25 protein-coding genes are annotated in these 24,602 nt (G+C 57.8%); 15 read left to right on the forward strand and 10 right to left on the reverse strand.

Annotated features, from left to right (window positions below; all coding sequences use genetic code 11):
- Positions 1–116: 116 nt before the first annotated feature.
- The 3 genes from HX884_RS10440 (at position 117) to HX884_RS10450 (ending at position 3,740) form a co-directional block, all read left to right on the forward strand.
- Complete coding sequence (locus HX884_RS10440; protein WP_013097046.1) at positions 117–668, forward strand: NAD(P)H nitroreductase; 552 nt, start codon at positions 117–119, stop codon at positions 666–668.
- A 116-nt stretch (positions 669–784) separates the two neighbouring features.
- Complete coding sequence (gene selD, locus HX884_RS10445; protein ID WP_014831513.1) at positions 785–1,828, forward strand: selenide, water dikinase SelD; 1,044 nt, start codon at positions 785–787, stop codon at positions 1,826–1,828.
- Between the two features lie 4 nt (positions 1,829–1,832).
- Positions 1,833–3,740, forward strand: coding sequence for a DNA topoisomerase III (locus HX884_RS10450; protein WP_178328106.1), 1,908 nt, complete (start codon positions 1,833–1,835; stop codon positions 3,738–3,740).
- Positions 3,741–3,809: 69 nt separating this feature from the next.
- Here HX884_RS10450 and gdhA read toward each other — a convergent pair whose 3' ends face one another.
- Positions 3,810–5,153 (reverse strand): NADP-specific glutamate dehydrogenase, encoded by a 1,344-nt coding sequence (gene gdhA / locus HX884_RS10455; RefSeq protein ID WP_020688396.1) that lies wholly within the window; start codon positions 5,151–5,153, stop codon positions 3,810–3,812.
- 228 nt (positions 5,154–5,381) lie between these two features.
- Between gdhA and HX884_RS10460 the strand changes: the two genes are divergently transcribed.
- On the forward strand, positions 5,382–5,654 hold the full coding sequence (locus HX884_RS10460; RefSeq protein ID WP_013097042.1) for a YnjH family protein: 273 nt from the start codon (positions 5,382–5,384) through the stop codon (positions 5,652–5,654).
- Here the strand turns inward: HX884_RS10460 and HX884_RS10465 are convergent.
- Positions 5,614–6,030, reverse strand: a complete 417-nt coding sequence (locus HX884_RS10465; protein ID WP_045902848.1) for a pyrimidine (deoxy)nucleoside triphosphate diphosphatase — start codon at positions 6,028–6,030, stop codon at positions 5,614–5,616. The two genes, HX884_RS10460 and HX884_RS10465, sit on opposite strands and share 41 nt — an antisense overlap.
- Before the next feature lie 75 nt (positions 6,031–6,105).
- Here HX884_RS10465 and HX884_RS10470 point away from each other — a divergent pair, with 75 nt between their 5' ends.
- Positions 6,106–6,675 (forward strand): carboxymuconolactone decarboxylase family protein, encoded by a 570-nt coding sequence (locus tag HX884_RS10470; protein WP_045295811.1) that lies wholly within the window; start codon positions 6,106–6,108, stop codon positions 6,673–6,675.
- Complete coding sequence (locus HX884_RS10475) at positions 6,668–7,285, forward strand: CDP-alcohol phosphatidyltransferase family protein (RefSeq protein WP_014831518.1); 618 nt, start codon at positions 6,668–6,670, stop codon at positions 7,283–7,285. The genes HX884_RS10470 and HX884_RS10475 overlap by 8 nt, the downstream gene beginning before the upstream one ends.
- Here HX884_RS10475 and HX884_RS10480 read toward each other — a convergent pair.
- The 6 genes from HX884_RS10480 to xthA all read right to left on the reverse strand — a co-directional run bounded on the left by HX884_RS10480 (position 7,282) and on the right by xthA (position 13,457).
- The gene (locus HX884_RS10480) at positions 7,282–8,589 is read right to left on the reverse strand and encodes a sulfurtransferase (protein WP_058684496.1); all 1,308 of its coding nucleotides are present in this window, start codon (positions 8,587–8,589) and stop codon (positions 7,282–7,284) included. The genes HX884_RS10475 and HX884_RS10480 overlap by 4 nt on opposite strands.
- A gap of 73 nt (positions 8,590–8,662) precedes the next feature.
- A complete protein-coding gene (locus HX884_RS10485; RefSeq protein WP_178328107.1) occupies positions 8,663–9,283 on the reverse strand; it encodes an ATP-binding cassette domain-containing protein in 621 nt (206 codons plus the stop codon).
- Positions 9,283–10,812, reverse strand: a complete 1,530-nt coding sequence (locus HX884_RS10490; protein ID WP_178328108.1) for a thiamine ABC transporter permease — start codon at positions 10,810–10,812, stop codon at positions 9,283–9,285. The genes HX884_RS10485 and HX884_RS10490 overlap by 1 nt, the downstream gene beginning before the upstream one ends.
- A complete protein-coding gene (locus tag HX884_RS10495; RefSeq protein ID WP_375138599.1) occupies positions 10,785–11,945 on the reverse strand; it encodes an ABC transporter substrate-binding protein in 1,161 nt (386 codons plus the stop codon). The genes HX884_RS10490 and HX884_RS10495 overlap by 28 nt, the downstream gene beginning before the upstream one ends.
- Before the next feature lie 15 nt (positions 11,946–11,960).
- The gene (locus tag HX884_RS10500; protein WP_178328110.1) at positions 11,961–12,644 is read right to left on the reverse strand and encodes a TVP38/TMEM64 family protein; all 684 of its coding nucleotides are present in this window, start codon (positions 12,642–12,644) and stop codon (positions 11,961–11,963) included.
- Positions 12,645–12,650: 6 nt separating this feature from the next.
- Entirely contained in the window at positions 12,651–13,457 is an 807-nt protein-coding gene (gene xthA / locus HX884_RS10505; RefSeq protein ID WP_013097033.1) for an exodeoxyribonuclease III, read from the reverse strand.
- Between the two features lie 433 nt (positions 13,458–13,890).
- On the opposite strand from xthA, the gene HX884_RS10510 reads away from it, so the two are divergent.
- The 7 genes from HX884_RS10510 (at position 13,891) to ves (ending at position 21,589) form a co-directional block, all read left to right on the forward strand.
- Positions 13,891–15,111, forward strand: coding sequence for an aspartate aminotransferase family protein (locus tag HX884_RS10510; protein WP_178328111.1), 1,221 nt, complete (start codon positions 13,891–13,893; stop codon positions 15,109–15,111).
- The gene (gene astA / locus HX884_RS10515) at positions 15,108–16,142 is read left to right on the forward strand and encodes an arginine N-succinyltransferase (RefSeq protein WP_178328112.1); all 1,035 of its coding nucleotides are present in this window, start codon (positions 15,108–15,110) and stop codon (positions 16,140–16,142) included. The genes HX884_RS10510 and astA overlap by 4 nt, the downstream gene beginning before the upstream one ends.
- A complete protein-coding gene (gene astD / locus HX884_RS10520; RefSeq protein WP_178328113.1) occupies positions 16,139–17,626 on the forward strand; it encodes a succinylglutamate-semialdehyde dehydrogenase in 1,488 nt (495 codons plus the stop codon). Before astA ends, astD begins: the two co-directional genes overlap by 4 nt.
- Complete coding sequence (astB, locus tag HX884_RS10525; protein WP_178328114.1) at positions 17,613–18,938, forward strand: N-succinylarginine dihydrolase; 1,326 nt, start codon at positions 17,613–17,615, stop codon at positions 18,936–18,938. The genes astD and astB overlap by 14 nt, the downstream gene beginning before the upstream one ends.
- Positions 18,939–18,948: 10 nt before the next feature.
- Positions 18,949–19,914 carry a succinylglutamate desuccinylase gene (astE, locus tag HX884_RS10530; protein WP_178328115.1) on the forward strand — a complete coding sequence of 322 codons (966 nt, stop codon included), beginning with the start codon at positions 18,949–18,951 and terminating at the stop codon, positions 19,912–19,914.
- Positions 19,915–20,251: 337 nt separating this feature from the next.
- Positions 20,252–20,743, forward strand: coding sequence for an ATP-independent periplasmic protein-refolding chaperone Spy (gene spy / locus HX884_RS10535; protein ID WP_014831529.1), 492 nt, complete (start codon positions 20,252–20,254; stop codon positions 20,741–20,743).
- A gap of 288 nt (positions 20,744–21,031) precedes the next feature.
- Positions 21,032–21,589, forward strand: a complete 558-nt coding sequence (gene ves / locus HX884_RS10540) for an environmental stress-induced protein Ves (RefSeq protein WP_178328116.1) — start codon at positions 21,032–21,034, stop codon at positions 21,587–21,589.
- On the opposite strand, the gene cho is transcribed toward ves, so the two are convergent.
- Both cho and nadE read right to left on the reverse strand, forming a co-directional pair.
- On the reverse strand, positions 21,567–22,445 hold the full coding sequence (gene cho, locus HX884_RS10545; protein ID WP_211944446.1) for an excinuclease Cho: 879 nt from the start codon (positions 22,443–22,445) through the stop codon (positions 21,567–21,569). The genes ves and cho overlap by 23 nt on opposite strands.
- 149 nt (positions 22,446–22,594) lie before the next feature.
- Positions 22,595–23,422 carry an ammonia-dependent NAD(+) synthetase gene (gene nadE / locus HX884_RS10550; protein ID WP_178328118.1) on the reverse strand — a complete coding sequence of 276 codons (828 nt, stop codon included), beginning with the start codon at positions 23,420–23,422 and terminating at the stop codon, positions 22,595–22,597.
- Positions 23,423–23,654: 232 nt separating this feature from the next.
- On the opposite strand from nadE, the gene osmE reads away from it, so the two are divergent.
- Together osmE and HX884_RS10560 are read left to right on the forward strand one after the other, a co-directional pair.
- On the forward strand, positions 23,655–23,999 hold the full coding sequence (osmE, locus tag HX884_RS10555; RefSeq protein WP_003857836.1) for an osmotically-inducible lipoprotein OsmE: 345 nt from the start codon (positions 23,655–23,657) through the stop codon (positions 23,997–23,999).
- Between the two features lie 281 nt (positions 24,000–24,280).
- Complete coding sequence (locus HX884_RS10560) at positions 24,281–24,598, forward strand: PTS sugar transporter subunit IIB (protein WP_178328121.1); 318 nt, start codon at positions 24,281–24,283, stop codon at positions 24,596–24,598.
- Positions 24,599–24,602 lie beyond the last annotated feature (4 nt).

Consider the following 24,602-nt stretch of genomic DNA (forward strand, 5'->3'; position numbering starts at 1 on the left):
GTTGGGTTATCGTAATGACCCAACCGCCACTTGTCAGCAGGAATCGCCTGCCAGGCTGTAACAAAATCTGCCGTCGTGTTAATTTTGTGAGTAAATTTCAAGAAAGGAGTTAACCAATGGACGCACTTGAACTGCTTGTTAACCGCCGTAGCGCGTCACGTCTGGCGGAACCTGCGCCAGCGGGTGAGCAGCTGGAGAACATTCTGCGTGCCGGTATGCGTGCGCCGGATCACGGCACACTTCAGCCGTGGCACTTCTTTATTATTGAAGGTGAAGGCCGCGAGCGCTTCAGTCAGCTGCTGGAGCAGGGGGCGGTTGCCGCCGGTCAGGATGAGAAAGGGATCGATAAAGCCCGTAATGCGCCGTTCCGTGCACCGATGATTATCGCCGTCGTGGCGAAATGTCAGGCGGAGCATAAAGTGCCGGTCTGGGAGCAGGAGATGTCGGCGGGATGCGCGGTGATGGCGATGCAGATGGCCGCTGTTGCACAAGGCTTCAACGGTATCTGGCGTACCGGGCCACTGACTGAAAGCCCGGCGGTGCGCGACGGACTCAACTGCGGCGAGCATGACAAAATCGTCGGTTTCCTCTATCTCGGCACCCCTCAGCTTAAAGCCTCCAGCACCATTAGCGTGCCGGACACTACGCCTTTCGTCAGCCGTTTCTGATAACGCGCGCTAAACTGTCTGGATTCTGAGCATCTGCCGCAGAATTCAGACAGTCATACTTACCTCTTTAAGGAATGAGCGCTACCATAGCGCGATTGCATTGACAGGAGATGTCCATGAGCGAGCAAACCATTCGTTTAACGCAATACAGCCACGGAGCCGGTTGCGGTTGTAAAATTTCCCCCAAAGTGCTGGAAACCATCCTGCACAGCGAACAGGCGAAGTTTGTCGACCCGAACCTGCTTGTTGGCAACGAAACGCGTGACGATGCAGCGGTTTATGACTTGGGTAACGGCACCAGCATTATCAGTACCACTGACTTCTTTATGCCGATTGTCGATAACCCGTTCGATTTCGGGCGCATCGCAGCGACCAACGCCATCAGCGATATCTTCGCGATGGGCGGTAAACCGATTATGGCGATTGCGATTCTGGGCTGGCCGATCAACACCCTTGCGCCAGAAATAGCCCGCCAGGTGATTGAGGGCGGACGCTTTGCCTGCCAGCAGGCGGGGATTGCCCTGGCCGGTGGTCACTCTATTGATGCGCCGGAGCCGATCTTCGGTCTGGCGGTCACGGGCGTGGTGCCTACCGAGCGCGTCAAACGCAACAGCACCGCGCAGGCGGGTTGCAAGCTGTTCCTCACCAAGCCGCTGGGCATTGGCGTGCTGACCACCGCCGAGAAAAAATCCCTGCTGAAACCCGAGCATAAAGGTCTGGCAACGGAAGTGATGTGCCAGATGAACCTGGCCGGTGCCGCTTTCGCCAATATCGACGGCGTGAAGGCGATGACCGACGTCACCGGTTTTGGCCTGTTGGGGCATCTCTCTGAAGTGTGTCAGGGCGCGGGTGTGCAGGCGCAGGTCTGGTATCAGGACGTGCCGAAGCTGCCAGGCGTGGAAGCGTATATTGCCCAGGGCGCCGTGCCGGGCGGTACTCAGCGTAACTTTGCCAGCTATGGTCATCTGATGGGCGAAATGCCTGAAGAGTGGCGTAACCTGCTGTGCGATCCGCAAACCTCGGGTGGTCTGCTGCTGGCAGTCACGCCGGAGTCAGAAGCCGAGGTGCAGGCTACGGCCGCCGAGTTTGGTATTACCCTGACGGCGATCGGCGAACTGGTGACCGCGCGCGGTGGCCGACCGATGATTGAGATCCGTTAATTCGATGCGGTTGTTTATTGCCGAAAAGCCGAGTCTGGCTCGTGCCATCGCCGATGTGCTGCCTAAGCCGCATCGCAAAGGCGACGGCTTTATTGAATGCGGTAAAGGGCAGGTGGTCACCTGGTGCATTGGTCACCTGCTTGAGCAGGCACAGCCAGACGTCTACGACAGCCGCTATGCCCGCTGGAACCTCAACGATCTGCCTATCGTGCCGGAAAAATGGCGCCTGCAACCGCGCCCCTCCGTCACCAAACAGCTCAACGTCATTAAGCGCTTTCTGCATGAAGCGTCTGAAGTTGTCCACGCCGGTGACCCGGACAGGGAAGGACAACTGCTGGTGGATGAAGTGCTGGACTATCTGGAGCTGGCGCCGGAAAAACGCCAGCAGGTGCAGCGCTGCCTGATTAACGATCTCAACCCGCAGGCGGTGGAGCGGGCGATTTCGCGCCTTCGCGCCAACAGCGAGTTTATCCCGCTGTGCGTGTCCGCGCTGGCCCGTGCGCGCGCAGACTGGCTGTACGGGATCAACATGACCCGCGCCTACACGATCCTTGGGCGGAATGCCGGCTATCAGGGGGTACTCTCCGTTGGCCGCGTGCAAACGCCGGTGCTGGGGCTGGTGGTGCGCCGTGATGAAGGAATTGAAAACTTCGTCGCCAAAGATTTTTTCGAAGTGAAAGCGCACATCGTCACCCCGAAAGAGGAGCGTTTTACCGCCGTCTGGCAGCCGAGTGATGCCTGCGAATCGTATCAGGATGAAGAGGGCCGTCTGCTGCACCGTCCGCTGGCGGAGCACGTGGTCAACCGGATCACCGGTCAACCTGCCATCGTCACCAGCTATAACGATAAACGTGAATCCGAACCCGCACCGCTGCCGTTTTCACTTTCTGCCCTGCAGATTGAGGCCGCGAAGCGCTTTGGCCTGAGCGCGCAGAACGTGCTGGATATCTGCCAGAAGCTCTACGAAACCCACAAGCTCATCACCTATCCGCGTTCAGACAGCCGCTACCTGCCTGAAGAACACTTTGCCGGACGCCACGCGGTGATGAACGCCATCGGCGTGCATGCGCCGGATCTGCTGCCGCAGCCGGTCGTCAACCCGGATACCCATAACCGCTGCTGGGACGATAAAAAAGTCGATGCCCACCATGCGATCATCCCGACGGCGCGGGCCAGCAACGTCAACCTGACGGAGAACGAAGCGAAGGTCTATAACCTGATCGCGCGTCAGTATCTGATGCAGTTCTGCCCGGATGCGGTGTTCCGCAAGTGCGTCATTGAGCTGGAGATCGCCAAAGGCAAATTTATTGCCAAAGCGCGTTTTCTGGCGGAAGCGGGCTGGCGTACGCTGCTTGGCAACAAAGAGCGTGACGAAGAGAACGACGGTACTCCGCTGCCGGTGGTGGCTAAAGACGACGAGCTGCTGTGTGAGAAAGGGGAAGTGGTAGAGCGCCAGACGCAGCCACCACGCCATTTCACCGATGCGACGCTACTCTCCGCCATGACCGGGATTGCCCGTTTTGTGCAGGACAAAGAGCTGAAAAAGATCCTGCGCGCCACTGACGGGCTGGGAACCGAAGCGACCCGCGCGGGGATCATCGAACTGCTGTTCAAACGCGGCTTCCTGGAGAAAAAAGGGCGCTATATTCACTCCACCGAGCCGGGCAGGGCATTAATCCACTCCCTGCCGGAGTTGGCCGCCCGGCCGGATATGACGGCGCACTGGGAATCGGTGCTGACGCAAATCAGCGAGAAGCAGTGCCGCTATCAGGACTTTATGCAGCCGCTGGTGGGGACGCTGTACCAGCTGATCGATCAGGCACGCAGCACGCCGGTGAAGCGGTTCAGAGGAATGGTGGCACCGGGTGGTGGTGCGAAGAAACCGTTTAAAAAGAAAAAGAGCGCGGCCTGATACCTCCGGTTTTCTCCCTCTCCCCGTGGGAGAGGGCTGGGGTGAGGGCACCCGGCCGCACAATAAACTTTAAATCACACCCTGCCCAATCATCGCGTCCGCCACCTTCACGAACCCGGCGATATTCGCACCACGCACGTAGTTGGTTTGCGAGGCCTCACCGCCGTACTCTACGCAGGCGTGGTGAATATCCAGCATGATGTGGTGCAGACGGGCATCCACTTTCTCTGCTTTCCAGCCCAGACGCGCGGCGTTTTGCGCCATCTCCAGACCGGACGTTGCCACGCCGCCGGCGTTGGCGGCTTTGCCCGGTGCAAACAGTACGCCTGCTTCCAGGAACAGATCGGTAGCCTCGATGGTGGTTGGCATATTCGCCCCTTCGGCTACCGCTTTTACGCCATTGCTGATTAAGGTGCGGGCGGCTTCAACGTCCAGTTCGTTCTGGGTTGCACACGGCAGGGCGATATCCACCGGCACGCCCCACGGTTGTTTACCCTCAAGATAGGTCAGACCAAACTCGCGGGCATAATCGGCCACGCGGCCATCGCGACTGGCTTTGATTTCACACAGACGCGCCAGTTTCTCAGCCGTGAAGCCGGCTTCATCCACGACGGTACCGCTGGAATCAGACGCGGTGACCACGCGGGCACCAAACTGCATTGCTTTTTCGATGGCATATTGCGCCACGTTGCCGGAGCCGGAGACCGCCACGCGCATGCCTTCAAAGCCTAAGCCGTGGCGTTTCAGCATCGCTTCGGTGAAATAGACCAGACCGTAGCCGGTCGCTTCCGGGCGGATCAGGCTGCCGCCGAAGGAGAGTCCTTTGCCGGTAAAGACGCAGGCGCTGTTGTTTGAGAGCTTTTTCATCATTCCGGCCATAAAGCCCACTTCACGCCCGCCCACGCCGATATCACCGGCAGGGACGTCGGTGTCCGGGCCAAGGTGGCGATAAAGCTCGGTGATCAGCGCCTGGCAGAAACGCATCACTTCGCCTTCGCTTTTGCCTTTCGGATCAAAATCGCTGCCGCCTTTACCGCCGCCCATCGGCAGGGTAGTGAGCGCGTTTTTAAAGGTCTGCTCAAAGCCAAGGAATTTCAAAATCGACAGGTTCACTGAAGGGTGGAAGCGCATCCCGCCCTTAAACGGCCCGATAGCCGAGTTAAACTGCACGCGCCACGCGCGGTTGACCTGCACCTGATTGCGGTCGTCCACCCACGCCACGCGGAACTGGATCACGCGCTCAGGTTCGACGAGGCGCTCAAGCAAAGACATCTGACGATAACGTGGGTTTTGTTCCAGGAAGGGCCACAGGGTGGTCATTACTTCACGTACGGCCTGCGCAAACTCGCTCTGATGCGGGTCGCGCTGCTGAACATGGGTGAGAAAACTTTCCAGAGTGCGTGTCTGATCCATAGATATAAGAACCTCTTATGATAATTTCCGTATGTGTCTTATACGATTTGTGTTGTTTTTTTGACTATACCACCCGTACCGCTTTGCGAAGCAAGCAGAAATTTATGTCGAAAGGGAAATTAATGACCTGTGCGGCGTCATAACCAAAAGCGATGACGAGATAAATTAAAGGTTCCGCGATGATTAACCGTTATAGTCATTATCAGGACACAACAGGAAGAGAAGTCTATGAACCGTTACGTGATGACCGCGTTATGTTTGATGCTGAGCGCTGGCGCGCAGGCTGACCGCATTCGCCCGGATGTGGAAGTGAACGTACCGCCGGAGGTCTTTAGCTCCAGCGGCCAGAGAGCGCAGCCCTGTAACCAGTGCTGCATCTATCAGGATCAGAACTACTCAGAAGGGGCGGTGGTGAAAGCGGACGGCATCCTGCTGCAGTGCCAGCGCGATGAACGCACCATCAGTACGAACCCACTGGTCTGGCGTCGCGTAAAAGAATAAAGGCTTCCAGCAGCGGAATATCCGCCGGGGCTAAGGGGTAGTCAAACGCCTCTTCAGGCGTACACCACACCAGGGCGCTGTGGTAGTGCGCCGTTAGTTCACCGCTGAAGTGGGGCACGTGCCAGGCGTGTAAATGGATTATCCGCTGTGACACCTCCCGCTGGTGGCTTGCCACGTAGTACGACGGTTGCGCGTGGATCCCCAACTCCTCCTGCAGCTCGCGGATCAGCGCTTCGGGCTGCGTTTCTCCGGCTTCCACCTTTCCACCGGCAAACTCCCACAGGCCCGGCTGATCGGCATGCATGGGGCGCTGCGCCAGTAAAATTTTATTGTCTTTTTCGATGATTGCCGCAACGACATCGAGTGTTTTCAGCATGGTCGTCAATACTTGATAGCGAAAAGCACCATATTATCGTGCCCTTTCCAGGAGTCCAGTCATCAGGAGAATCACGTGAAAGAGACATCCACCTGGGTTGCCCCGGTTGAATCCCTTCCCGCCAGCCTCAAACCTATTGCCGCCATGCAGAAAAAACACTTTGGCGCAGTGCTTAACCCCACGCGCTGGTGGGGACGTATGCCGCGCCTGTTCTGGCTGGTGGCGCTGTTTGTCGGGTTTCTGGAGCGACGCAACGCCCGCCTGACGCCGGTGCTGCGCTCGCTGCTGATGACGCGGGTATCCCAGCTCTGTCACTGTGCATTTTGCATTGATGCCAACAGCCTGCGCCTGGCCGAACGCGCGGGCGCGCTGGATAAAGTGCAGGCCGTAAGCCAGTGGCGTGACGCCGCGCTTTTCAATGAGCAGGAGCGCGCGGCGCTGGCCTACGCGGAGGCCGTCACCGCCACGCCGCCGCAGGTGGATGAGGCGCTTAAACGCGAGCTCAAACGCCTTTTTACCGATGAGACGATTAGCGAAATGACGGCGCTGATTGCGTTTCAAAACCTTTCGGCCCGCTTTAATGCCGCCCTGGATATCCCGGCGCAGGGACTGTGCGACACGTTTAAAGGAAAGCCGCATGCTTGATCGACATATTCATCCCCGGGTAAAGCCCGCCCTTAACCGGCTGGCCTCCTGGCTGGATAAACCCGGCATCACGCCCGATGGTTTAACGTTGACCGGATTTGCCGCAGGCGTGCTGACGCTACCGTTTCTGGCGCTTGGCTGGTATCCGGCGGCCCTGGTCGCCATTGTGGTTAATCGCCTGCTGGATGGCCTGGACGGCGCACTGGCACGCCGCAGAGGGTTGACGGATGCGGGCGGGTTTCTGGATATCGCGCTCGATTTTCTGTTCTACGCGCTGGTGCCGTTTGGTTTTGCCCTCGCGGCTCCCGCTGAGAATGCGCTGGCCGCGGCCTGGCTACTGTTCGCCTTTATCGGAACCGGCAGCAGCTTTCTGGCCTTTGCCGCTCTGGCGGCGAAACACAATATCGATAACCCCGGCTATGCGCACAAGTCGTTTTACTATATCGGCGGATTAACGGAAGGGACGGAGACCATCGTGCTGTTTGTGTTGTGCTGCCTGTTTCCGGCGCACTTCACGCTTCTCGCGTGGGTATTTGGCGCGTTGTGCTGGCTGACCACCACAACGCGCATCTGGAGCGGGTATCTGACGCTGCGTTCACTCACGCCCTAGCGCGAACTGTCGGGTCCGCGTTCGCCAGACGACACCGGGTTTTGCGGGTGGCTGCTCCATTCGTACCAGCCACCGTCATAGACGGAGATGTTTTTCCAGCCCATCGCCCGGGCATACATAAAGCCCTCAGAGGCTCGCCAGCCGGTACCGCAATAAAAGGCCACGTGCTGTTCCGGCAGGATGTTCCAGCTTTTCCACATGGCGGCGATGTCATCGGCGCTGCGCATGGTGCCGTCCGGGTTATGGAAATCTTCCATATGGGTGGCATCGCTTCCGGCATGACCCCAGCGGGCACCGGCAATTTCACCTTTGGGTTTGATGTAGCTGTAGCCGCTGGTTTCGCCAGTAAACTCCGGCCACGAGCGAATGCTGACCAGCGAAGCATCCTGGCGATGCAGCATCCCGCGCGCCTGCGCCATATCGATCATCAGCTGTGGCTGACCGGGGATTGGCGCGCCGAAATCGGGAGCGGGTTTGACATCAGCAGGCATCCCTCTTTCCACCGGCAGGTTGGCCTCTGACCACGCTTTCCAGCCACCATCAAGAATACGCACGTCCTTCACGCCCGCGTAGAGCATAATTTGTGCCACGCGGGCGGCGGCATAGACATCGCGACCATACAGAATAACGGTGGTATCGTGACGGATCCCGTGTTTTGCCAGCATCGCTTTCAGTTTGTCGTCAGAAACCTTATTCCACAGCGGCTCGCTTTCCACTTCGTTGGTATCAATATAATCCGCGCCGGGAATGTGGTTCAGCAGATAGAACTTCGGCGCACCCCAGGCGGCTTCAATCACTTTCCAGTCACCGGCCGGGGCGGCTGCCACCGGTTTGCCCTGAGAAAGCTGATAAATCCACTGCGGGTAAACGAGTTGTTCAAAGTGCGGCAGGCGCTGCAGACGCTCAGGGGACTGCAGGGCATCGCTGAGAACGGAAACCCGGGGATAACCGGCTTTCTTCAGGCGGGCGCTCACCGCCTGGTTGTCAGCGTCACTGCCGTAGAGGGCGATAGTCGTTGTGGGGGTAAGCTGATGCTGTTTTGCCCAGCGGCCAATCTGGTCGTCGCTCATCGCGCTCAGCCAGGTGGCAGAGAGGTTAAGCGCAGCGGGCTCGTGCCCGGAGGGGGCGCTCAGCGTTTGCGGCCAGCCGTTATAAAACGCACTGGCACGGGTATCGATCGCCGCGCCGTGCTGTTCCTGAAGCTGAGCCAGTGTGAGCGAATGGGGCATATCAGCGGCCATGCAAGAGAGTGAGGCGAGGCCGCAAAGCAGGGCCAGCGCGGTCAGTTGAGAAACACGTTTCATCGAATAACCTGACGTCATTAAAAGAGGGGGGCATTGTCGTCTCTCCTGAAAGGTAAAACATTGCGTTAGCACATTATTGCCAGCGAGAAATCTCAATCACCTCGCCACCCGGCGGAATATCTTCATCGTCATGCGTGACCAGCACCACCGGGATATTGCGTGCGCGCAGGGCATCAAACACCCATGTCCGAAAGGAGGACCGCAATGATTTATCCAGGCGGCTAAACGGTTCGTCCAGCAACAACGCCTGTGGCTCGACAAGCAGAGCCCTTAGCAGGCTCACCCTGGCACGCTCCCCGCCGGACAGCGTGGCCGGATCGCTGGCATAGTGGCGATTTAGCCCGGCTGAATCCAGGGCCTGTTGCACCCTTTCCCGGCGTGCGCGTCCGGTTATTCGCGCCGGTAACGCCAGCAGCAGATTTTGCCCGACGCTGTACTGGTCAAACAGCAGTGCGTCCTGAAAGAGAATCCCGATCCCGCGTTGCTCGACAGGCAGCCCGTCACAGCGGCGATCGTCAAGCCACAGCTCGCCCTGCGCCTGAAAGTCGTCAGACAGTGCCCCAACCATCCATGAGAACAGGGTCGATTTCCCGCTGCCGGACGGCCCCATCAGGGTGACAATTTCACCGCGAGGGACATAAAAGTTAACTTCACGGAACAGCGGCGCAATGGTGAGATTGTTGACCTTCAGCATTAACGTAATCCTCGTCGATAATGGCCTGCGAGCCGGGATAACAGTGCGGCAACGCCGAAGACGGCCCCTGTCACCAACAGAAGCCACAGCGCCCGGTTAGCCAGAATCGGGATGCTGCCGCCGCTGCTGAGCGCCACGGTTTCGGTGGTAAGGGTGCTGAAACGCCCCGCGCCGAGCCAGAGTGTTGGCATGTATTGCGCCATGCTGACCGAAAATCCGGTTGCAAACGCCAGCAGCGCGGGGCGCAACAGCAGGCGACATTTGATCAGGCAGAAGACTTTTGTCCGCCGCCAGCCAAGCGTTCTGGCCGTGAGGAGAAGCCGCGGATCGATGCGCCGCCAGGCGGGTTGCAGTATCAGCAGCATCCACGGCAACACCCACAGCAAATGGCTCCAGAGCACGGCGGCGTACTGCCCGTCGATACCCAGCCATAACGCCACCCTGTATTGCCCGGAAACCAACGGCAGCGCAGGAAGGGCGAGAGGGAGCCAGACCCACAGTGCACCACGCCGCGGCCCCCATTCCAGCCAGAGCAGTATCATGATCAGGCCTATCAGGCTGGCAAGCAGGCCGAACGATAAGCTGGCACGCACGGCGCTAACATCATCCCACTGGGCCAGCATCAGCAGCACTCCGGCGCAAAGCATGCCGCATGCGGGGAGGATTCCGCTGAGCATACGGGCGGGCGGCGCGAGGGGGAACGTGCGTCGCACCCCTGTCAGCGCAGGCAACGTGCGACGCCACGCCTTCCAGATACCGAACCCCAGCGCCGAAAGCACGGCCAGCAGCGCGAGCATCAGCAGGCAGAGCAGCATTCCTTTCGTTTGCTGCTGCACGTCGCCCTGGGTCAGCCACTGCCAGGCCAGTACCGCCAGGGTAGGCGGATTCCCCGGCCCCAGGATGATGGCGACATCCACAACAGAGAGGGACCAGGCGAGCACCGCCAGCATTGTGGCACCCAGCGCTGGCGCGATCTCCGGGATCACCAGCCAGCACAGCCGCTGGAACCGCCCGTATCCCAGGGTTTGCAACACGACATTCTGGCGACCCAGCCGGGTTTCAGGTAACACCGCGTATATCGCCCACAGCACGAAGGCGCTCTCCTTGACGGCGAGAGTTAGCCCCAGCCCAATCCCGTAGCGATCCAACATCGGGGAGCAGCGTGTACAGAGCTGATAAAACAGACCGCCTTCGGCAAAAGTCAGCAACACGCTGGTGGCGAAAGCAACGTGCGGAACGGCCAGCAGCCACGGCAAACGGGTGCACAGAAGACGCCAGCGCTCACCGGGCCAGAGCGTGGTGACGAAAATCAGGGCGATAAACAGGGTGCCGAGAGTGGCAATCAGCGTGGATACCAGGGTGGCAGCGAGCGCCTGCGGGATCTGCGGGTCGTCAAACAGGCGTTGCCAGTTTCCTGCCGACAGCGCCGGAGTCAACAGCATGGCGGCGGCGGGAACAAGCGGCAGATACACTGCCGCCATCGCCAGCCAGATGAGTGCGCTTAGCGGGTGCCGTAACGACGCAGCCATTCCTGCTCCAGCGCGTTAACCCAGGCTGCGTGTGGCTCCGCAAGCATCTGCGGAAGCCCTTGTGGCATGTGGGCCTGAAGCTGTTTTGCTTCATCTGCGGGCAGCGTGTTCGCCTGCAGTACGCTCGGATCGCCCCAGATAGCCGGGTCGGCTTTGCGGATCTGCGCCTGAGGTGAGAGCAGGAAATTGGCAACCACCTTCGCCCCCGCACTGGCGCTGGCGTTCGCCGGGATGGCAACAAAATGAACGTTACCGATCATCCCGTTGTGAAAACCAAAGCTGTAGCTATCGGCAGGCAGTTCACCGCTGGCCACTTTTTGCAGCGCATGTGCCGGGTTAAAGGTCAGCGACAGGCTCAGACTGCCGCGGGCGAGCAGGGTATCCATCCGCGCAGGTGAAGGCGGGAAATCTTTTCCTTCTCGCCACAGCAGCGGGTGGAGTTTGTCGAGGTAGTCCCAGAGCGGCGCGGTAACCAGTGTAAAGGTGTCATCGGGCGCGCGTTTCAGCGCATCGGGCCGGGAGGTGAGCGTGAGAAGTAACTGTTCCAGAAACGCGGTGCCGGTAAAATCAGGCGGACGAGGATAGCTGATTTTACCCGGATGCTGCTGCGCCCAGGCCAGTAATGCCTGCGGGTCTGATGGCGGAGTCGGCATGCTCGCTTTGCGGGCGATAAAGGTAAGCTGCGCGCCACCCCACGGAGATTCTGCACCCTCGGTTGGCAGGGCGAAATCTTCCGTGACCGGTTTGCCCGTGTCGACATAACGCCAGTTAGGCAGCGTCTGTGCCCACCCGGTTTGCAGCAGGTTAGCCTCTTTCAGCGTGCGGAAATTCTCACCGTTAACCCACAAAAGATCCACCGAGCCATGGGTCTTACGCCCGGCGGCAGCTTCTGTCTGGATCCGTTTTACCGCATCCGCCGCATCGGCCAGGTGGACAATGTTGAGGTTGATCGCGTAGTGCGTTTTCATCTCGCCGCTGACCCAGTCGAGGTAGCGGTTAACCGCCTGATCGCCTCCCCAGGCGTTAAACCAGACGGTCTGGCCTTTGGCCTGTTGTTGGATAACGTGCCAGCTGTCGGCGGCACACAGAGGGGCGGTCAGCAGCAGATTGGTCAGAAACGCGCAAAAACGCACACGGCGCATAATGCCTCACTTTTTAAACGAAGAGGGGAGTCGGGAAAACAGCCATCGGCTCATCAGCGGTAATAACCCCAGTAGTGTAAAGGCTAACAGCATGCCCGGCGACAGAATATCGCGCAGCGAGGTGATTTTTCCCAGCTCGCGGCCGGCGTTGAGGAAGATAACTGTTGCGGGCAGCATGGCGAGCTGGCTGATCCACCAGTACCGACGCACCCCAATGCGGGTCAGCCCCATCAGCAGATTGACCAGAAAAAACGGGAACAACGGCATCATGCGCAGGGCGAATAGATACCCTGCGCCGTCACGCTCCATCCCGGCGTTCACCGTTTTCATCTGTTGGGCAAACCGTCGCTGAACCCAGTCGCGCAGCAGATAACGGCTGGCGAGCATTGCGAGCGTGGCGCCGAGCGTGGAGGCAAACGACACCAGCAGCGTCCCCTTCCACAGCGTAAACAGCGCGCCGCCCAGCAGGGTCAGTATCGCGGCACCGGGGATAGACAGGGCGGAAACCACCACATAGAGCGCAAAAAAGATCAGCGCACTTTGCTGCGGGGCGTGTTCGACGCTGGCGAGCAAGGTCTGCTGATGCGTTTTGACGGTTTCAAGAGAGAGCGTGCCCGGAGGAAGAGTGAGCCACGTCAGCATAAAGGCGCCCAGCAGGGCGCACAGTACGACAATTTTTCGAATGTTCACACGGGGTTACAGCTTGAATTTCGCCCACACCGGCGCGTGGTCCGACGGTTTTTCCATGCTGCGGATATCGTAGTCGATCCCGGTTTCAATGCAGCGTTCCGCCAGCGGGGAGCTTGCCAGCAGCAGGTCTATGCGCAGCCCGCGGTTGTCATCAAAGCCTTTTGAGCGGTAATCGAACCATGAGAAGCGATCCTGGGTGTCCGGGTTAGCCGTGCGGAAGGTATCCACCAGACCCCAGCTCAGCAGGCGATCCATCCACTCGCGCTCTTCCGGCAGGAATGAACATTTGCCGGTGCGCAACCAGCGTTTGCGGTTCTCTTCACCAATGCCGATATCCAGATCGGTCGGGCTAATATTCATGTCGCCCATGATCAGCACCGGATTCTCTTTTTTCAGTTCGGTGGTCAGGTAATCCTGCAGATCCTGATAAAACTTCGCTTTCGCCGGGAATTTGGTCTCATGGTCACGGCTCTCCCCCTGCGGGAAATAGCCGTTGATCACGGTGATATTGCCGAGCGCTGAAGGAATTTCCGCCATGATGATCCGGCGCTGCGCTTCTTCGCCATCACCCGGGAAGCCGCGGCGGACGGAAACCGGCGTCTCTTTGGTCAGGAGGGCAACGCCGTAATGCCCTTTCTGCCCGTGATAAAAGACGTTGTAACCCAGTTTCACCACCTCTTCGAGGGGGAACATATCGTCGTGAACTTTTGTCTCCTGCAGGCCGATCACATCAGGCTGATGTTGTTCAACAATCGCTTCAAGCTGGTGAGGGCGGGCACGCAGGCCGTTGATATTAAAAGAGACAAATTTCATAGTCGCTGCCAGTGCAAGGTGAATAGTGCATGGATGGTAGCAGAATTTGCGTCGTCTGTTACGGGGATTGACCAATAACTGCGACAGATAATGCCAACGGTGCAATATTTGCACCATTCTGACGCGCTTCGCCCTTAAAAGGGGCGTAAATGGCCGATAAATTTCGCGAGCGATCACAATTCCAGAATTATATTTGGCCTCTGCATACTCTTTCTGATTTTCATGCGGCAAAGCGCCGCTTGTCGTAAAAATATTCACTTTTTATGCACTAACAGTGAATAACTCCATATTGTAACTTATTGATATTCTGTTACCCCCACCCGTTTATGCATTTTTATCGCTGGCTGGCACGAAGGCTGCAATCTACATTCACAGTGCAAACACTCAATTATTTAACATTCAAATAACCTTTTATTTACCGGATGAGGTCGCTATGTCTCTGTCAATTACGCGTGAAAATTTCGATGAATGGATGATGCCGGTTTACGCTCCGGCGGCTTTTATTCCGGTTCGTGGGGAAGGCTCGCGCCTGTGGGATCAGCAGGGTAAAGAGTATATCGACTTTGCGGGCGGCATTGCGGTTAACGCGCTGGGCCATGCACACCCGGCGCTGCGCCAGGCGTTAAACGACCAGGCGGCGAAGTTTTGGCACACCGGGAACGGCTATACCAACGAACCGGCGCTGCGTCTGGCGAAAAAACTGATCGACGCGACGTTTGCGGAGAAAGTCTTTTTCTGCAACTCGGGCGCGGAGGCAAACGAAGCGGCGCTGAAGTTGGCACGCAAATATGCGCACGATAAATTCGGTGTGCACAAGAACGGGATTGTGGCCTTTAAGAACGCGTTCCATGGCCGCACGCTCTTTACCGTCAGCGCAGGGGGGCAGCCGTCCTACTCGCAGGACTTTGCGCCGCTGCCGCCGGATATCCGCCACGGGGTGTATAACGATCTGCAGTCAGCCCGCGAGCTGATCGACGACACCACCTGCGCGGTGATCGTTGAGCCAATGCAGGGAGAAGGCGGTGTGCTGCCCGCACAGAAAGCGTTCCTGCAAGGGTTGCGCGAACTGTGCGACCGTCACAACGCGGTACTGATTTTCGATGAAGTGCAGACCGGCGTAGGCCGTACCGGTGAGCTGTATGCGTATATGCTCTACGGCGTAACGCCGGACGTTCTCTCAACGGCGAAAGCGCTGGGCGGCGGCTTCCCGATTGGCGCGATGCTGACCACCGATAAATTCGCCAGCGTAATGGTCGTGGGCACGCATGGCACCACTTATGGCGGTAACCCGCTGGCAACGGCCGTGGCCGGACAGGTTCTGGATATCATCAATACCCCGGAAGTGTTGAAGGGGGTTAAACAGCGTCACGACTGGTTTGTGGAGCGTCTGAACGCCATTAACAGCAAGACCGGTCTGTTTAAAGAGATTCGCGGCCTGGGGCTGTTAATTGGCTGCGAACTGACGCCGGAGTTTGCCGGAAAAGCTAAACTTATTTCACAGGAAGCGGCGAAACAGGGCGTGATGGTGCTGATTGCCGGTGCCAACGTGGTGCGTTTTGCCCCTGCGCTGATTGTCAGCGAGGAAGAGGTGAGCACCGGTTTAGACCGTTTTGCGCTGGCCTGTGAACGTGTGAAATCCGGGGTGTCATCATGATGGTCATCCGTCCCGTTGAGCGCGGCGATCTCGCCGGGCTCATGCGGCTTGCCGGTAAGACGGGGGGCGGGCTGACCTCGCTTCCTGCCGATGAAAAAACGCTGTCGGCGCGCATTGAGCGCGCCCTGCAAACCTGGCAGGGGACGTTGCCAAAAAGCGAACAGGGCTATGTGTTCGTGCTGGAAGATACCGACACGGGGACCGTAGCCGGGATCTGCGCCATCGAAGTGGCCGTTGGTCTTAACGACCCGTGGTACAACTACCGCGTGGGCACCATGGTTCATGCCTCAAAAGAGCTGAACGTCTATAACGCGCTGCCGACGCTGTTTCTCTGTAATGACCACACCGGTGCCAGCGAGCTTTGCACGCTGTTCCTTGATCCGGCGTGGCGTAAAGAGGGCAACGGGTATCTGCTCTCCAAATCGCGCTTTATGTTTATGGCCGCTTTCCGCGATCGTTTTAACGAAAAGGTGGTGGCCGAAATGCGCGGTGTGATCGACGATAAAGGCTATTCGCCGTTCTGGGAGAGCCTGGGCGAGCGTTTCTTCTCGATGGAGTTCAGCCGGGCAGACTATCTGTGCGGCACCGGACAGAAAGCGTTTATCGCTGAGCTGATGCCGAAACACCCTATCTATACCCATTTCTTAACCCCGGAAGCACAGGCGGTAATTGGCGAAGTCCATCCGCAAACTGCACCTGCCCGCGCGGTGCTGGAGAAAGAAGGCTTCCGCTACCGTAACTATGTCGACATCTTTGACGGCGGGCCGACGCTGGAGTGCGACATCGACCGCGTGCGCGCGATCCGTAAAAGCCGACTGGTTGACGTCTCTGAAGGTCAGCCCGCGCCGGGTGACTGGCCGGCGTGCCTGGTGGCGAACGAAAATTACACCAACTTCCGCGCCATGCTGGTGCGTACCAACCCGAAATGTGAACGTCTGGTGCTAACGGCTGCAGAACTGGATGCCCTGAAATGTAATGCCGGCGATACGGTTCGCCTGGTGCGACTCTGCCCTGAGGAGAAAACAGCATGACTTTATGGATCAACGGAGACTGGGTAACGGGCGAAGGCGAACAGCGAGTGAAGACCAATCCGGTCGGCAACGAGGTGCTCTGGAAAGGTAATGATGCCAGCGCCGGGCAGGTTGAACAGGCCTGCCACGCCGCGCGCCGCGCGTTTCCGGCGTGGGCAAAACAGCCGTTCACTGTGCGCCAGGGGATTGTCGAAAAGTTTGCCTCTCTGCTGGAAGCGAATAAAACCGAGCTGACCCGCACGATCGCCCTGGAGACCAGCAAGCCACGCTGGGAAGCGGCGACTGAAGTGACGGCGATGATCAACAAAATCGCCATCTCGGTAAAGGCGTACCATACCCGCACCGGCGAGCAGCATACCGAAATGGCTGACGGCGCGGCCACGCTGCGCCATCGCCCCCACGGCGTACTGGCGGTGTTTGGCCCCTACAACTTCCCGGGGCATCTGCCAAACGGGCATATTGTGCCCGCACTGCTGGCGGGAAATAGCGTCATTTTCAAACCGAGTGAATTAACGCCGCTGACCGGTGAGGTGGTGGTGAAGCTCTGGGAGCAGGCGGGTTTGCCGCCGGGCGTGCTGAACCTGGTGCAGGGCGGGCGTGAAACCGGCCAGGCGCTGAGCGCGTTAAGTGATATTGATGGCCTGCTGTTTACCGGCAGCGCCGGGACGGGCTATCAGCTGCATCGCCAGCTGGCCGGGCAGCCGGAAAAAATTCTGGCGCTGGAGATGGGGGGGAACAACCCGCTCATTGTGGAAGATCCTGATGATATGGACGCGGCAGTCCACCTGACCATCCAGTCGGCCTTTATTACTGCCGGTCAGCGCTGCACCTGTGCGCGTCGTCTGCTGGTGAAGCGCGGGGCGCAGGGCGATGCGTTCCTCAGGCGTCTGGTAGAGGTGAGCGCGCGTCTGGTGCCTGCGACGTGGGATGCCGACCCGCAGCCGTTTATCGGCGGGCTCATCTCCGAACAGGCGGCGCTGAACGTTCTGAAAGCCTGGCAGGACCATGTCTCACGCGGCGCGAAAACCTTGCTGGAGCCGAAGCAGGTTCAGCCGGGCACGTCGCTGCTGACGCCGGGCATTGTTGAGATGAGCGGCGCGAGCAACGTGCCGGATGAAGAGGTCTTTGGACCACTGCTGTGCGTCTGGCGCTATGACGATTTTGACAGTGCCATTGCGATGGCCAACAACACCCGCTACGGCCTGTCGAGCGGTCTGATTTCACCGCAGCGCGAGAAATTTGAACAGCTGCTGCTCGAAGCGCGCGCCGGGATTGTTAACTGGAACAAACCGCTGACCGGTGCCGCGAGTACCGCCCCGTTTGGCGGCGTAGGGGCTTCCGGGAACCATCGCGCCAGCGCGTGGTATGCCGCAGATTACTGCGCGTGGCCGATGGCGAGCCTGGAAACACCCGCGCTGACGCTGCCGGAAACGCTGAGTCCGGGTCTGGATTTTAGTCAGGGAGATCGCCATGAAAGCGCGTGAAGTCAATTTTGACGGCCTGGTGGGACTGACGCACCACTATGCCGGGCTCTCCTTTGGTAATGAAGCCTCGACGAAACACCGTTTTCAGGTCTCCAACCCGAAACTGGCGGCAAAGCAGGGGCTGCTGAAAATGAAGGCGCTATCGGACGCGGGTTTTCCGCAGGCGGTGATCCCGCCGCAGGAGCGTCCAAACCTGGCGGTGTTACGTCAGCTTGGTTTTAGCGGCACTGATGAACAGGTGGTGGAGAAAGCGGGAACGCAGACGCCACACCTGCTCTCGGCGGCGAGTTCCGCCTCCTCAATGTGGGTGGCCAACGCGGCGACCGTCGCACCTTCTGCCGATACGCTGGATGGCAAGGTCCATTTGACGGTGGCGAACCTGAACAACAAATTCCACCGTGCCACCGAAGCGGAGACCACGGAGCGCGTGCTGCGCGCCATTTTCCATAATGACGCCCATTTTGCTGTCCATCCGGCTCTGCCGCAGGTGGCGATGTTTGGTGATGAAGGTGCTGCCAACCATAACCGTCTGGGCGGCGATTACGGCGAACCGGGGTTACAGCTGTTTATTTACGGGCGGGAAGAGGGTGGCCACTCTGCGCCAACCCGCTACCCGGCCCGCCAGACGCTGGCGGCAAGCCAGGCTGTGGCGCGTCTGAATCAGGTCAATCCGTCGCAGGTGATTTTTGCCCAGCAGAACCCGCATGTGATCGACCAGGGCGTGTTCCATAACGACGTGATTGCCGTCTCTAACCGCCAGGTTCTGTTCTGCCACGAGCAGGCGTTCGCCCATCAGGAGAAACTCCTCGCCACGCTGCATGAACGCGTGCCCGGGTTTACGCCGATTCAGGTGCCGACGCAGGCGGTGAGCGTGCAGGATGCGGTTGAGACCTACCTCTTCAACAGCCAGCTGTTGAGCCGGGACGATGGCAGCATGATGCTGGTGCTGCCGCAGGAGTCCAGCGATCACCCGGGCGTGTGGCGTTATCTGACTGAACTGGTGAAAGCCGATAACCCGATTGCGGAACTGCGCGTCTTTGATCTGCGCGAGAGCATGGCAAACGGGGGCGGTCCGGCCTGTTTACGCCTGCGCGTGGTCCTGACGCCTGCCGAAATGCAGGCCGTTAACCCGGCAGTGATGATGAATGAGACGCTGTTTAACACCCTGAACGACTGGGTGGACCGCTACTATCGCGACCGGTTAACGCAGGCCGATCTGGTTGACCCGCAGCTGCTGCGCGAAGGCCGCGAGGCGCTGGACGCGTTAACCTCAATCCTGCAGCTGGGTTCGGTTTACCCGTTCCAGCGCTAAAGGAGGCGCTATGGAAAATTTACTGGCGCTGACGCTGGCCGACGAAACGCCCTCACAACGTGAGGGAGAGGGGCCCTCATTCCACTGGCGGTGGCTGGGGCGCGGCGTGCTTGAACTGACACCGACCGCCAGGAGTGAACTGTCGCTTCTGCTCTCAACCGGCATTCACGGCAATGAAACGGCGCCCGTCGAGATTGTCGACCTGCTGCTGCGCGCGTTGTATAGCGGGGAGATCGCGCTGCACTGCCGTCTGCTGGTGGTTCTGGGAAACCCGCCTGCGCTGGCGCAAAATAAACGCTATCTGGTGAGCGACATCAACCGCATGTTCGGTGGCCGCTGGTCGCAATTCCCACAAAGTGATGAAACGGCACGGGCGCAGTGGCTGGAGCAGATCGTCACCTCCTTTTTCACCGACGCGGGGCCATCGCGCTGGCATCTCGATCTGCATACGGCGATCCGCGCCTCGTATCACGTGCGTTTTGGCGTACTGCCGCAGCGTAACCAGCCCTGGGAGGAAGATTTTCTGCGCTGGCTGGGGGATGCGGGACTGGAAGCGCTGGTCTTCCATCAGTCGCCGGGGGGGACCTTCACGCACTTTACCTGCGAACGCTTCGGCGCGCTGGCCTGCACGCTGGAGCTGGGAAAAGCGCTGCCGTTTGGGCAAAACGATCTTACGCGCTTTGCCCCGACGCATTTTGCGCTGCGGGCGCTGCTGGGGGGGACGGAGCCGGAGCATACCAGCCAGCCCGTCGAGCGTTATCGGGTTGTGCAGCAGATCACCCGCCGTAGCGAGGCTTTCCAGCTACATATGGCGGCCCACACGCTCAATTTTACGCCGTTTCGCAAGGGGGCATTACTGGCGGAGGATGGCGACGAGCGCTATGAGGTGCAGAAAACAACCGAATATGTGCTGTTCCCCAACCCGTCTGTGGCCTTTGGTCTGCGGGCCGGGCTGATGCTGGAAAAAGTGTCCTGATCGTTTCCCCTCCTGTCTGCGGGAGGGGAATATTAAAACTATATTCTTAGCGATTAAGGCGATCGCATTTTCTTTGCAGAATATTCCTGGATAATTGCTTTATTATTAAACGGCAGTTGGTTATACTTCTGCACAATCTCTTAATAATCAGCTTATTGCATATTTTTGTTGCAACTCTCCACGCTTTATCCTTATTTCCTCCATATTTGGCGAAAATTTGTTTTTTACACTTTCATTGTTTTACCGTTGCTCTGACTAATTGACGATAAACCCCGTAAAGTTAATCTCGTCAACACGGCATAGCGCCGAAGAATAACTGAAAGTAAGGAAATAAATTATGCGTAAGTTTACTGCACTGTTTGTTGCTTCTACCCTGGCTCTGGGCGCTACCAGCATGGCGTTCGCCGCAGATACCGCAACCACCACTGCCGCGCCTGCTGAAGGCAAAATGATGATGCATCACAAAGGCAAGCCGGGTATGCACGAGATGATGATGTTCAAAGATCTGAACCTGACGGATGCGCAGAAACAGCAGATCCGCGACATCATGAAAAGCCAGCGTGACCAGATGAAACGTCCTCCGCTGGAAGAGCGCCGCGCGATGCATGACATTATCGCCAGCGACAGCTTCGATAAGGCAAAAGCCGAAGCGCAGATCGACAAAATGGCTGAGCAGCATAAAGCCCGCATGCTGGCTCATATGGAAACCCAGAACAAGATCTACAACATTCTGACGCCGGAACAGAAAAAACAATTTAATGCCAATTTTGAGAAGCGTCTGACAGAACGTCCGGCAATGGAAGGTAAAATGCCAGCACCAACCGAATAATCGGTTCACTCTCTTAAGACCGCCGGGATCCTGTCTACAAAAGCGCAAATGCTGTGGACAGGACCGGCGGTTTTTTCTTTCTTACCCTCTTGTCTGCCGCAACAGGCGCGGTATTCTCCTGTCATCGCTTCAGAGAATTCATGACGTTAGATTTTTTATCAGCGTCCGGCTAAGGCTTGCCCGCTCTGCTGCCGATACTACGTCTGTAACTATTCAATCATAACAAACAAGACAGCAACGATAGCGATATCCTTGCCCTGGCGCTCGTTGCGCCATTCAGGAGTGGTGATGGAGTTCTTTGATATCCGTAAAATGCCGGTCAGTCTCTGGCGCAATGGTGCTGGTGAGACGCGCGAAATTTGTTGTTTTCCTCCCGCGACGCGCGATTTTTTCTGGCGTGCCAGCATTGCGACCATCGCCAGCAATGGCGAATTCTCCTCCTTTCCCGGTGTTGACCGGGTTATCACCCTGCTGGAAGGGGGGGAATTGACGCTGGATGCCGGTCAGGCGTTTTGCCATACCCTGAAGCACCATCAGCCCTTTTGTTTTTCCGGCGATCAGCCGGTAAAAGCGCTGTTAAGCGACGGGCAGATGTCGATGGACTTCAACATCATGACCCGGCGGGATTGCTGCCAGGCGAAAGTGCGGGTGGCGGACCGCACCTTCACTACCTTTGGCTCACGCGGGGGTGTGGTCTTCGTCTTAAGCGGTGCGTGGCAGCTGGGGGATAAATTGCTGACAGCCGATCAGGGCGCGAGCTGGGAGGAGGGAACCCACACCCTGCGTTTGCTGGAATCGCACGGCAGGTTATTATTCAGCGAAATCAACTGGCTGCCTGGTCATTAAGCACAATAACGTCAAACTCGCCGGTCAGCACGGGCTTACAGAGAATTTTGTAGCCGTCATGGTCGAAGCCGGCGGGTGTGCGTAACAGGGTGGCGGCCTCCTGCAGATTATCGACCGCCCCCAGCCAGAACCAGTTATGAACGATGTGGTACTGTGTCATTGTCTCTCCCACCTCTTTTAGCGCAACGGCCCCTTCCCATGGCCAGCACTTCACGCTGATGGCCGCCAGCCCGCCAAGAAGCCGGGCGTGATGATCCTCGACGCTCTCTTTGCCGCAGCAGGCCCCCGCACAGCGTTTGAGCGCAGAGCGGAAACAGTCGCGTCCACGGGTGGTGGCCTCCAGCCCCAGCAGGCTATAGCAAAGCTGCTGCTCGTCCGCCAGCGTTTGCAGCGCCTGTAGCGCAGCACGTTTGTTGGCGAACAGGCCGTACAGATTCGGTGCGTGCGAAAAATCGACGTCGCGCGCATAGACAACCTGCGGTTTGCCCGCGGTTATCTGCACCGAGCAGAGCTGACGATTGCGGCGCAGACGCTTATTAAACAACGGCTGTTGCTCTTTGATCAGACGGGCTTCCAGTAAGAGCGCTCCCATTTCCCCTGCCGTCGGATACCAGCTGATGCGTCGCGACTGGCGGAGCATGGCGGCTTCGTCCGGCGTGCGCAGATGGGACAGCACCCGGCTGCGAATATTCACGCTTTTGCCGATATAGAGCGGCAGAGTGTCGCTTTCGCCATGAAAGATGTACACGCCCGGCTGTTTAGGTAATTCCTCAAGCCAGGGGCGGAGATGTTCGGGATATTCATAGATAGCCGCCGCTTCAAACTCCAGACGCGGGGCAGATTGACGCCTGCTCACATACGACTCCATATACTGTTCAGGTATACAGTGTAGCAGGTGTGGGGTGGTTAAAAAAGAGCCGGGTCGCCTGATGCTCTCACCCCAACCCTCTCCCAAGGGAGAGGGCGCAAACATTAAAAACGGTAACCTGGGTTACCGTTTTGCTTTTATTTCTTCCAGAAATCGTCAAACACGGTAATGGGTGGGCGGCGTTTGTGCTCGGTTTTCAGATACCAGCCTTCGATAATCTTCGCGATACTCTCGTCCAGTTTCTTGCCTTCCAGATAATCATCGATGTTGTCATAGGTCACACCGAGCGCCGCTTCATCCGGCAGGGAAGGGCGATCGTCTTCCAGATCCGCCGTTGGCGCTTTCTTGTATAAATGCTCCGGGCAGCCCAGCGCAGCCAGCAACTGTTTACCCTGACGCTTGTTCAAACGGAAGATAGGGTTAATGTCGGTGCCCCCGTCGCCATATTTGGTGAAGAAACCGGTGATGGCTTCTGCCGCGTGATCGGTCCCGACAACCACGCCTTTGGTCATGCCTGCAATGCTGTACTGCGCTTTCATACGTTCGCGCGCTTTTTCATTGCCGCGCACAAAATCGCTCAGCTCAATGCCCGCTTCACGCAGCGCCTGTTCACTCGCCAGCACCGATCCTTTGATATTGACCGTCAGTACGCGGTCTGGCTGGATAAAGGCGATGGCATCCTGACAATCCTGTTCGTCTGCCTGCACGCCATACGGAAGACGCACGGCGATAAACTGCAGCGCTTCATCTCCCGTCCCTTCGCGCAGCTCTGAAATGGCCATCTGGCAGAGTTTGCCGGTCAGCGTCGAGTCCTGCCCGCCGCTGATGCCCAGTACCAGCGTTTTCAGAAACGAGTTCGTTTTTAAATAGGATTTTAAAAAATCAACGCTTCGGCGGATCTCTTCATTTGCATCTACCGCAGGCTTCGCGCCCAGCGCCTGAATAATCTCGTGTTGCAGAGCCATCACGCCCTCCATATGCAGACCATAAACAGAATGTGTTAACTGTTAAAACTAACCCTTCAGGCGTAAAACGACAAGGATCACAGTTTCGAGTGCGCTATTTTGCAGCGTTTTAGCAGCTTATCGTTGTTTTATTAGAATTTTCCGAAATTCGTCTGGCGTAACTCGCAAAGTTGAACAATAGTACTTTTTATCCCATGCTTAGATAACACGCTGATAAACAAGAGGACGGAATATGAACAAGAACGTAGCAGGAATTCTTAGCGCAGCGGCGGTACTGACTATGCTGGCAGGGTGTACGGCTTACGATCGCACCAAAGATCAGTTTACACAGCCGGTAGTGAAAGATGTCAAAAAAGGCATGACCCGTTCGCAGGTGGCTGCGATTGCCGGTAAGCCTTCGTCAGAAGTGACCATGATCCACGCGCGTGGTACCTGCCAGACCTATATCCTGGGTCAACGTGATGGTAAGGCAGAAACCTACTTTGTTGCTCTGGATGACACCGGTCACGTCATCAATTCCGGTTACCAGACCTGTGCAGAATATGATACCGATCCGCAGGCACCTAAGGCGCAGTAACCCTGCTTGCCTGAGGATGTTAACAAGCCGGCCTTTGGGCCGGTTTTTTTATGCATACGTAAATCTTATTTCTTTGCGCGAATTATTTGCCTGAAATGTGAAGGTAGTCAACAAGCCAGGTCAATGAGAGACAATTTAGGCCTGTGCAGAATTATCCCCCCTCTGTACCATTACGTATACTCACTCCAACGATAAACAACAGTCAGCACATTACCTGTCAGCCAGGAGAGCGAGTCGAGTGATAGCGAGACGGCAGGTAGTCATAAAAGAGGGAAATCATGATGGAAAAGAAACATATCTACCTGTTCTGCTCTGCAGGCATGTCAACGTCACTGCTGGTGTCGAAGATGCGTGCGCAGGCCGAAAAGTATGAAGTGCCGGTGGTGATCGAAGCGTTCCCGGAAACGCTGGCGGGCGAAAAAGGCCAGACCGCAGATGTTATTTTACTGGGTCCGCAGATCGCTTACATGTTGCCAGAAATTCAACGTCTGTTACCGAATAAACCGGTCGAGGTTATCGACTCAGGGCTGTACGGTAAGATTGATGGTTTAGGGAAGGTGCGAATAAGCAGGTCATTTCTTCCCAAGCTGACTCGCTGATTAA

The sequence above is a fragment of the Enterobacter sp. SECR19-1250 genome (assembly GCF_013391025.1).
Taxonomy (GTDB): Bacteria; Pseudomonadota; Gammaproteobacteria; order Enterobacterales; family Enterobacteriaceae; genus Enterobacter; species Enterobacter cloacae.

Excerpts from the sequence above, each read along its gene's own strand:
- HX884_RS10490 (WP_178328108.1), bottom strand. The coding sequence starts at position 10,812 with ATGGCTGCGTCGTTACGGCACCCGCTAAGCGCACTCATCTGGCTGGCG.
- osmE (WP_003857836.1), top strand. The coding sequence starts at position 23,655 with ATGAACAAGAACGTAGCAGGAATTCTTAGCGCAGCGGCGGTACTGACT.
- astE (WP_178328115.1), top strand. The coding sequence starts at position 18,949 with ATGGAAAATTTACTGGCGCTGACGCTGGCCGACGAAACGCCCTCACAA.
- astB (WP_178328114.1), top strand. The coding sequence starts at position 17,613 with ATGAAAGCGCGTGAAGTCAATTTTGACGGCCTGGTGGGACTGACGCAC.
- astA (WP_178328112.1), top strand. The coding sequence starts at position 15,108 with ATGATGGTCATCCGTCCCGTTGAGCGCGGCGATCTCGCCGGGCTCATG.
- HX884_RS10450 (WP_178328106.1), top strand. The coding sequence starts at position 1,833 with ATGCGGTTGTTTATTGCCGAAAAGCCGAGTCTGGCTCGTGCCATCGCC.
- HX884_RS10475 (WP_014831518.1), top strand. The coding sequence starts at position 6,668 with ATGCTTGATCGACATATTCATCCCCGGGTAAAGCCCGCCCTTAACCGG.
- nadE (WP_178328118.1), bottom strand. The coding sequence starts at position 23,422 with ATGGCTCTGCAACACGAGATTATTCAGGCGCTGGGCGCGAAGCCTGCG.
- selD (WP_014831513.1), top strand. The coding sequence starts at position 785 with ATGAGCGAGCAAACCATTCGTTTAACGCAATACAGCCACGGAGCCGGT.
- HX884_RS10440 (WP_013097046.1), top strand. The coding sequence starts at position 117 with ATGGACGCACTTGAACTGCTTGTTAACCGCCGTAGCGCGTCACGTCTG.
- HX884_RS10480 (WP_058684496.1), bottom strand. The coding sequence starts at position 8,589 with ATGAAACGTGTTTCTCAACTGACCGCGCTGGCCCTGCTTTGCGGCCTC.
- HX884_RS10460 (WP_013097042.1), top strand. The coding sequence starts at position 5,382 with ATGAACCGTTACGTGATGACCGCGTTATGTTTGATGCTGAGCGCTGGC.
- HX884_RS10465 (WP_045902848.1), bottom strand. The coding sequence starts at position 6,030 with ATGCTGAAAACACTCGATGTCGTTGCGGCAATCATCGAAAAAGACAAT.
- HX884_RS10485 (WP_178328107.1), bottom strand. The coding sequence starts at position 9,283 with ATGCTGAAGGTCAACAATCTCACCATTGCGCCGCTGTTCCGTGAAGTT.
- HX884_RS10510 (WP_178328111.1), top strand. The coding sequence starts at position 13,891 with ATGTCTCTGTCAATTACGCGTGAAAATTTCGATGAATGGATGATGCCG.
- ves (WP_178328116.1), top strand. The coding sequence starts at position 21,032 with ATGGAGTTCTTTGATATCCGTAAAATGCCGGTCAGTCTCTGGCGCAAT.
- HX884_RS10560 (WP_178328121.1), top strand. The coding sequence starts at position 24,281 with ATGGAAAAGAAACATATCTACCTGTTCTGCTCTGCAGGCATGTCAACG.
- xthA (WP_013097033.1), bottom strand. The coding sequence starts at position 13,457 with ATGAAATTTGTCTCTTTTAATATCAACGGCCTGCGTGCCCGCCCTCAC.
- gdhA (WP_020688396.1), bottom strand. The coding sequence starts at position 5,153 with ATGGATCAGACACGCACTCTGGAAAGTTTTCTCACCCATGTTCAGCAG.
- astD (WP_178328113.1), top strand. The coding sequence starts at position 16,139 with ATGACTTTATGGATCAACGGAGACTGGGTAACGGGCGAAGGCGAACAG.
- spy (WP_014831529.1), top strand. The coding sequence starts at position 20,252 with ATGCGTAAGTTTACTGCACTGTTTGTTGCTTCTACCCTGGCTCTGGGC.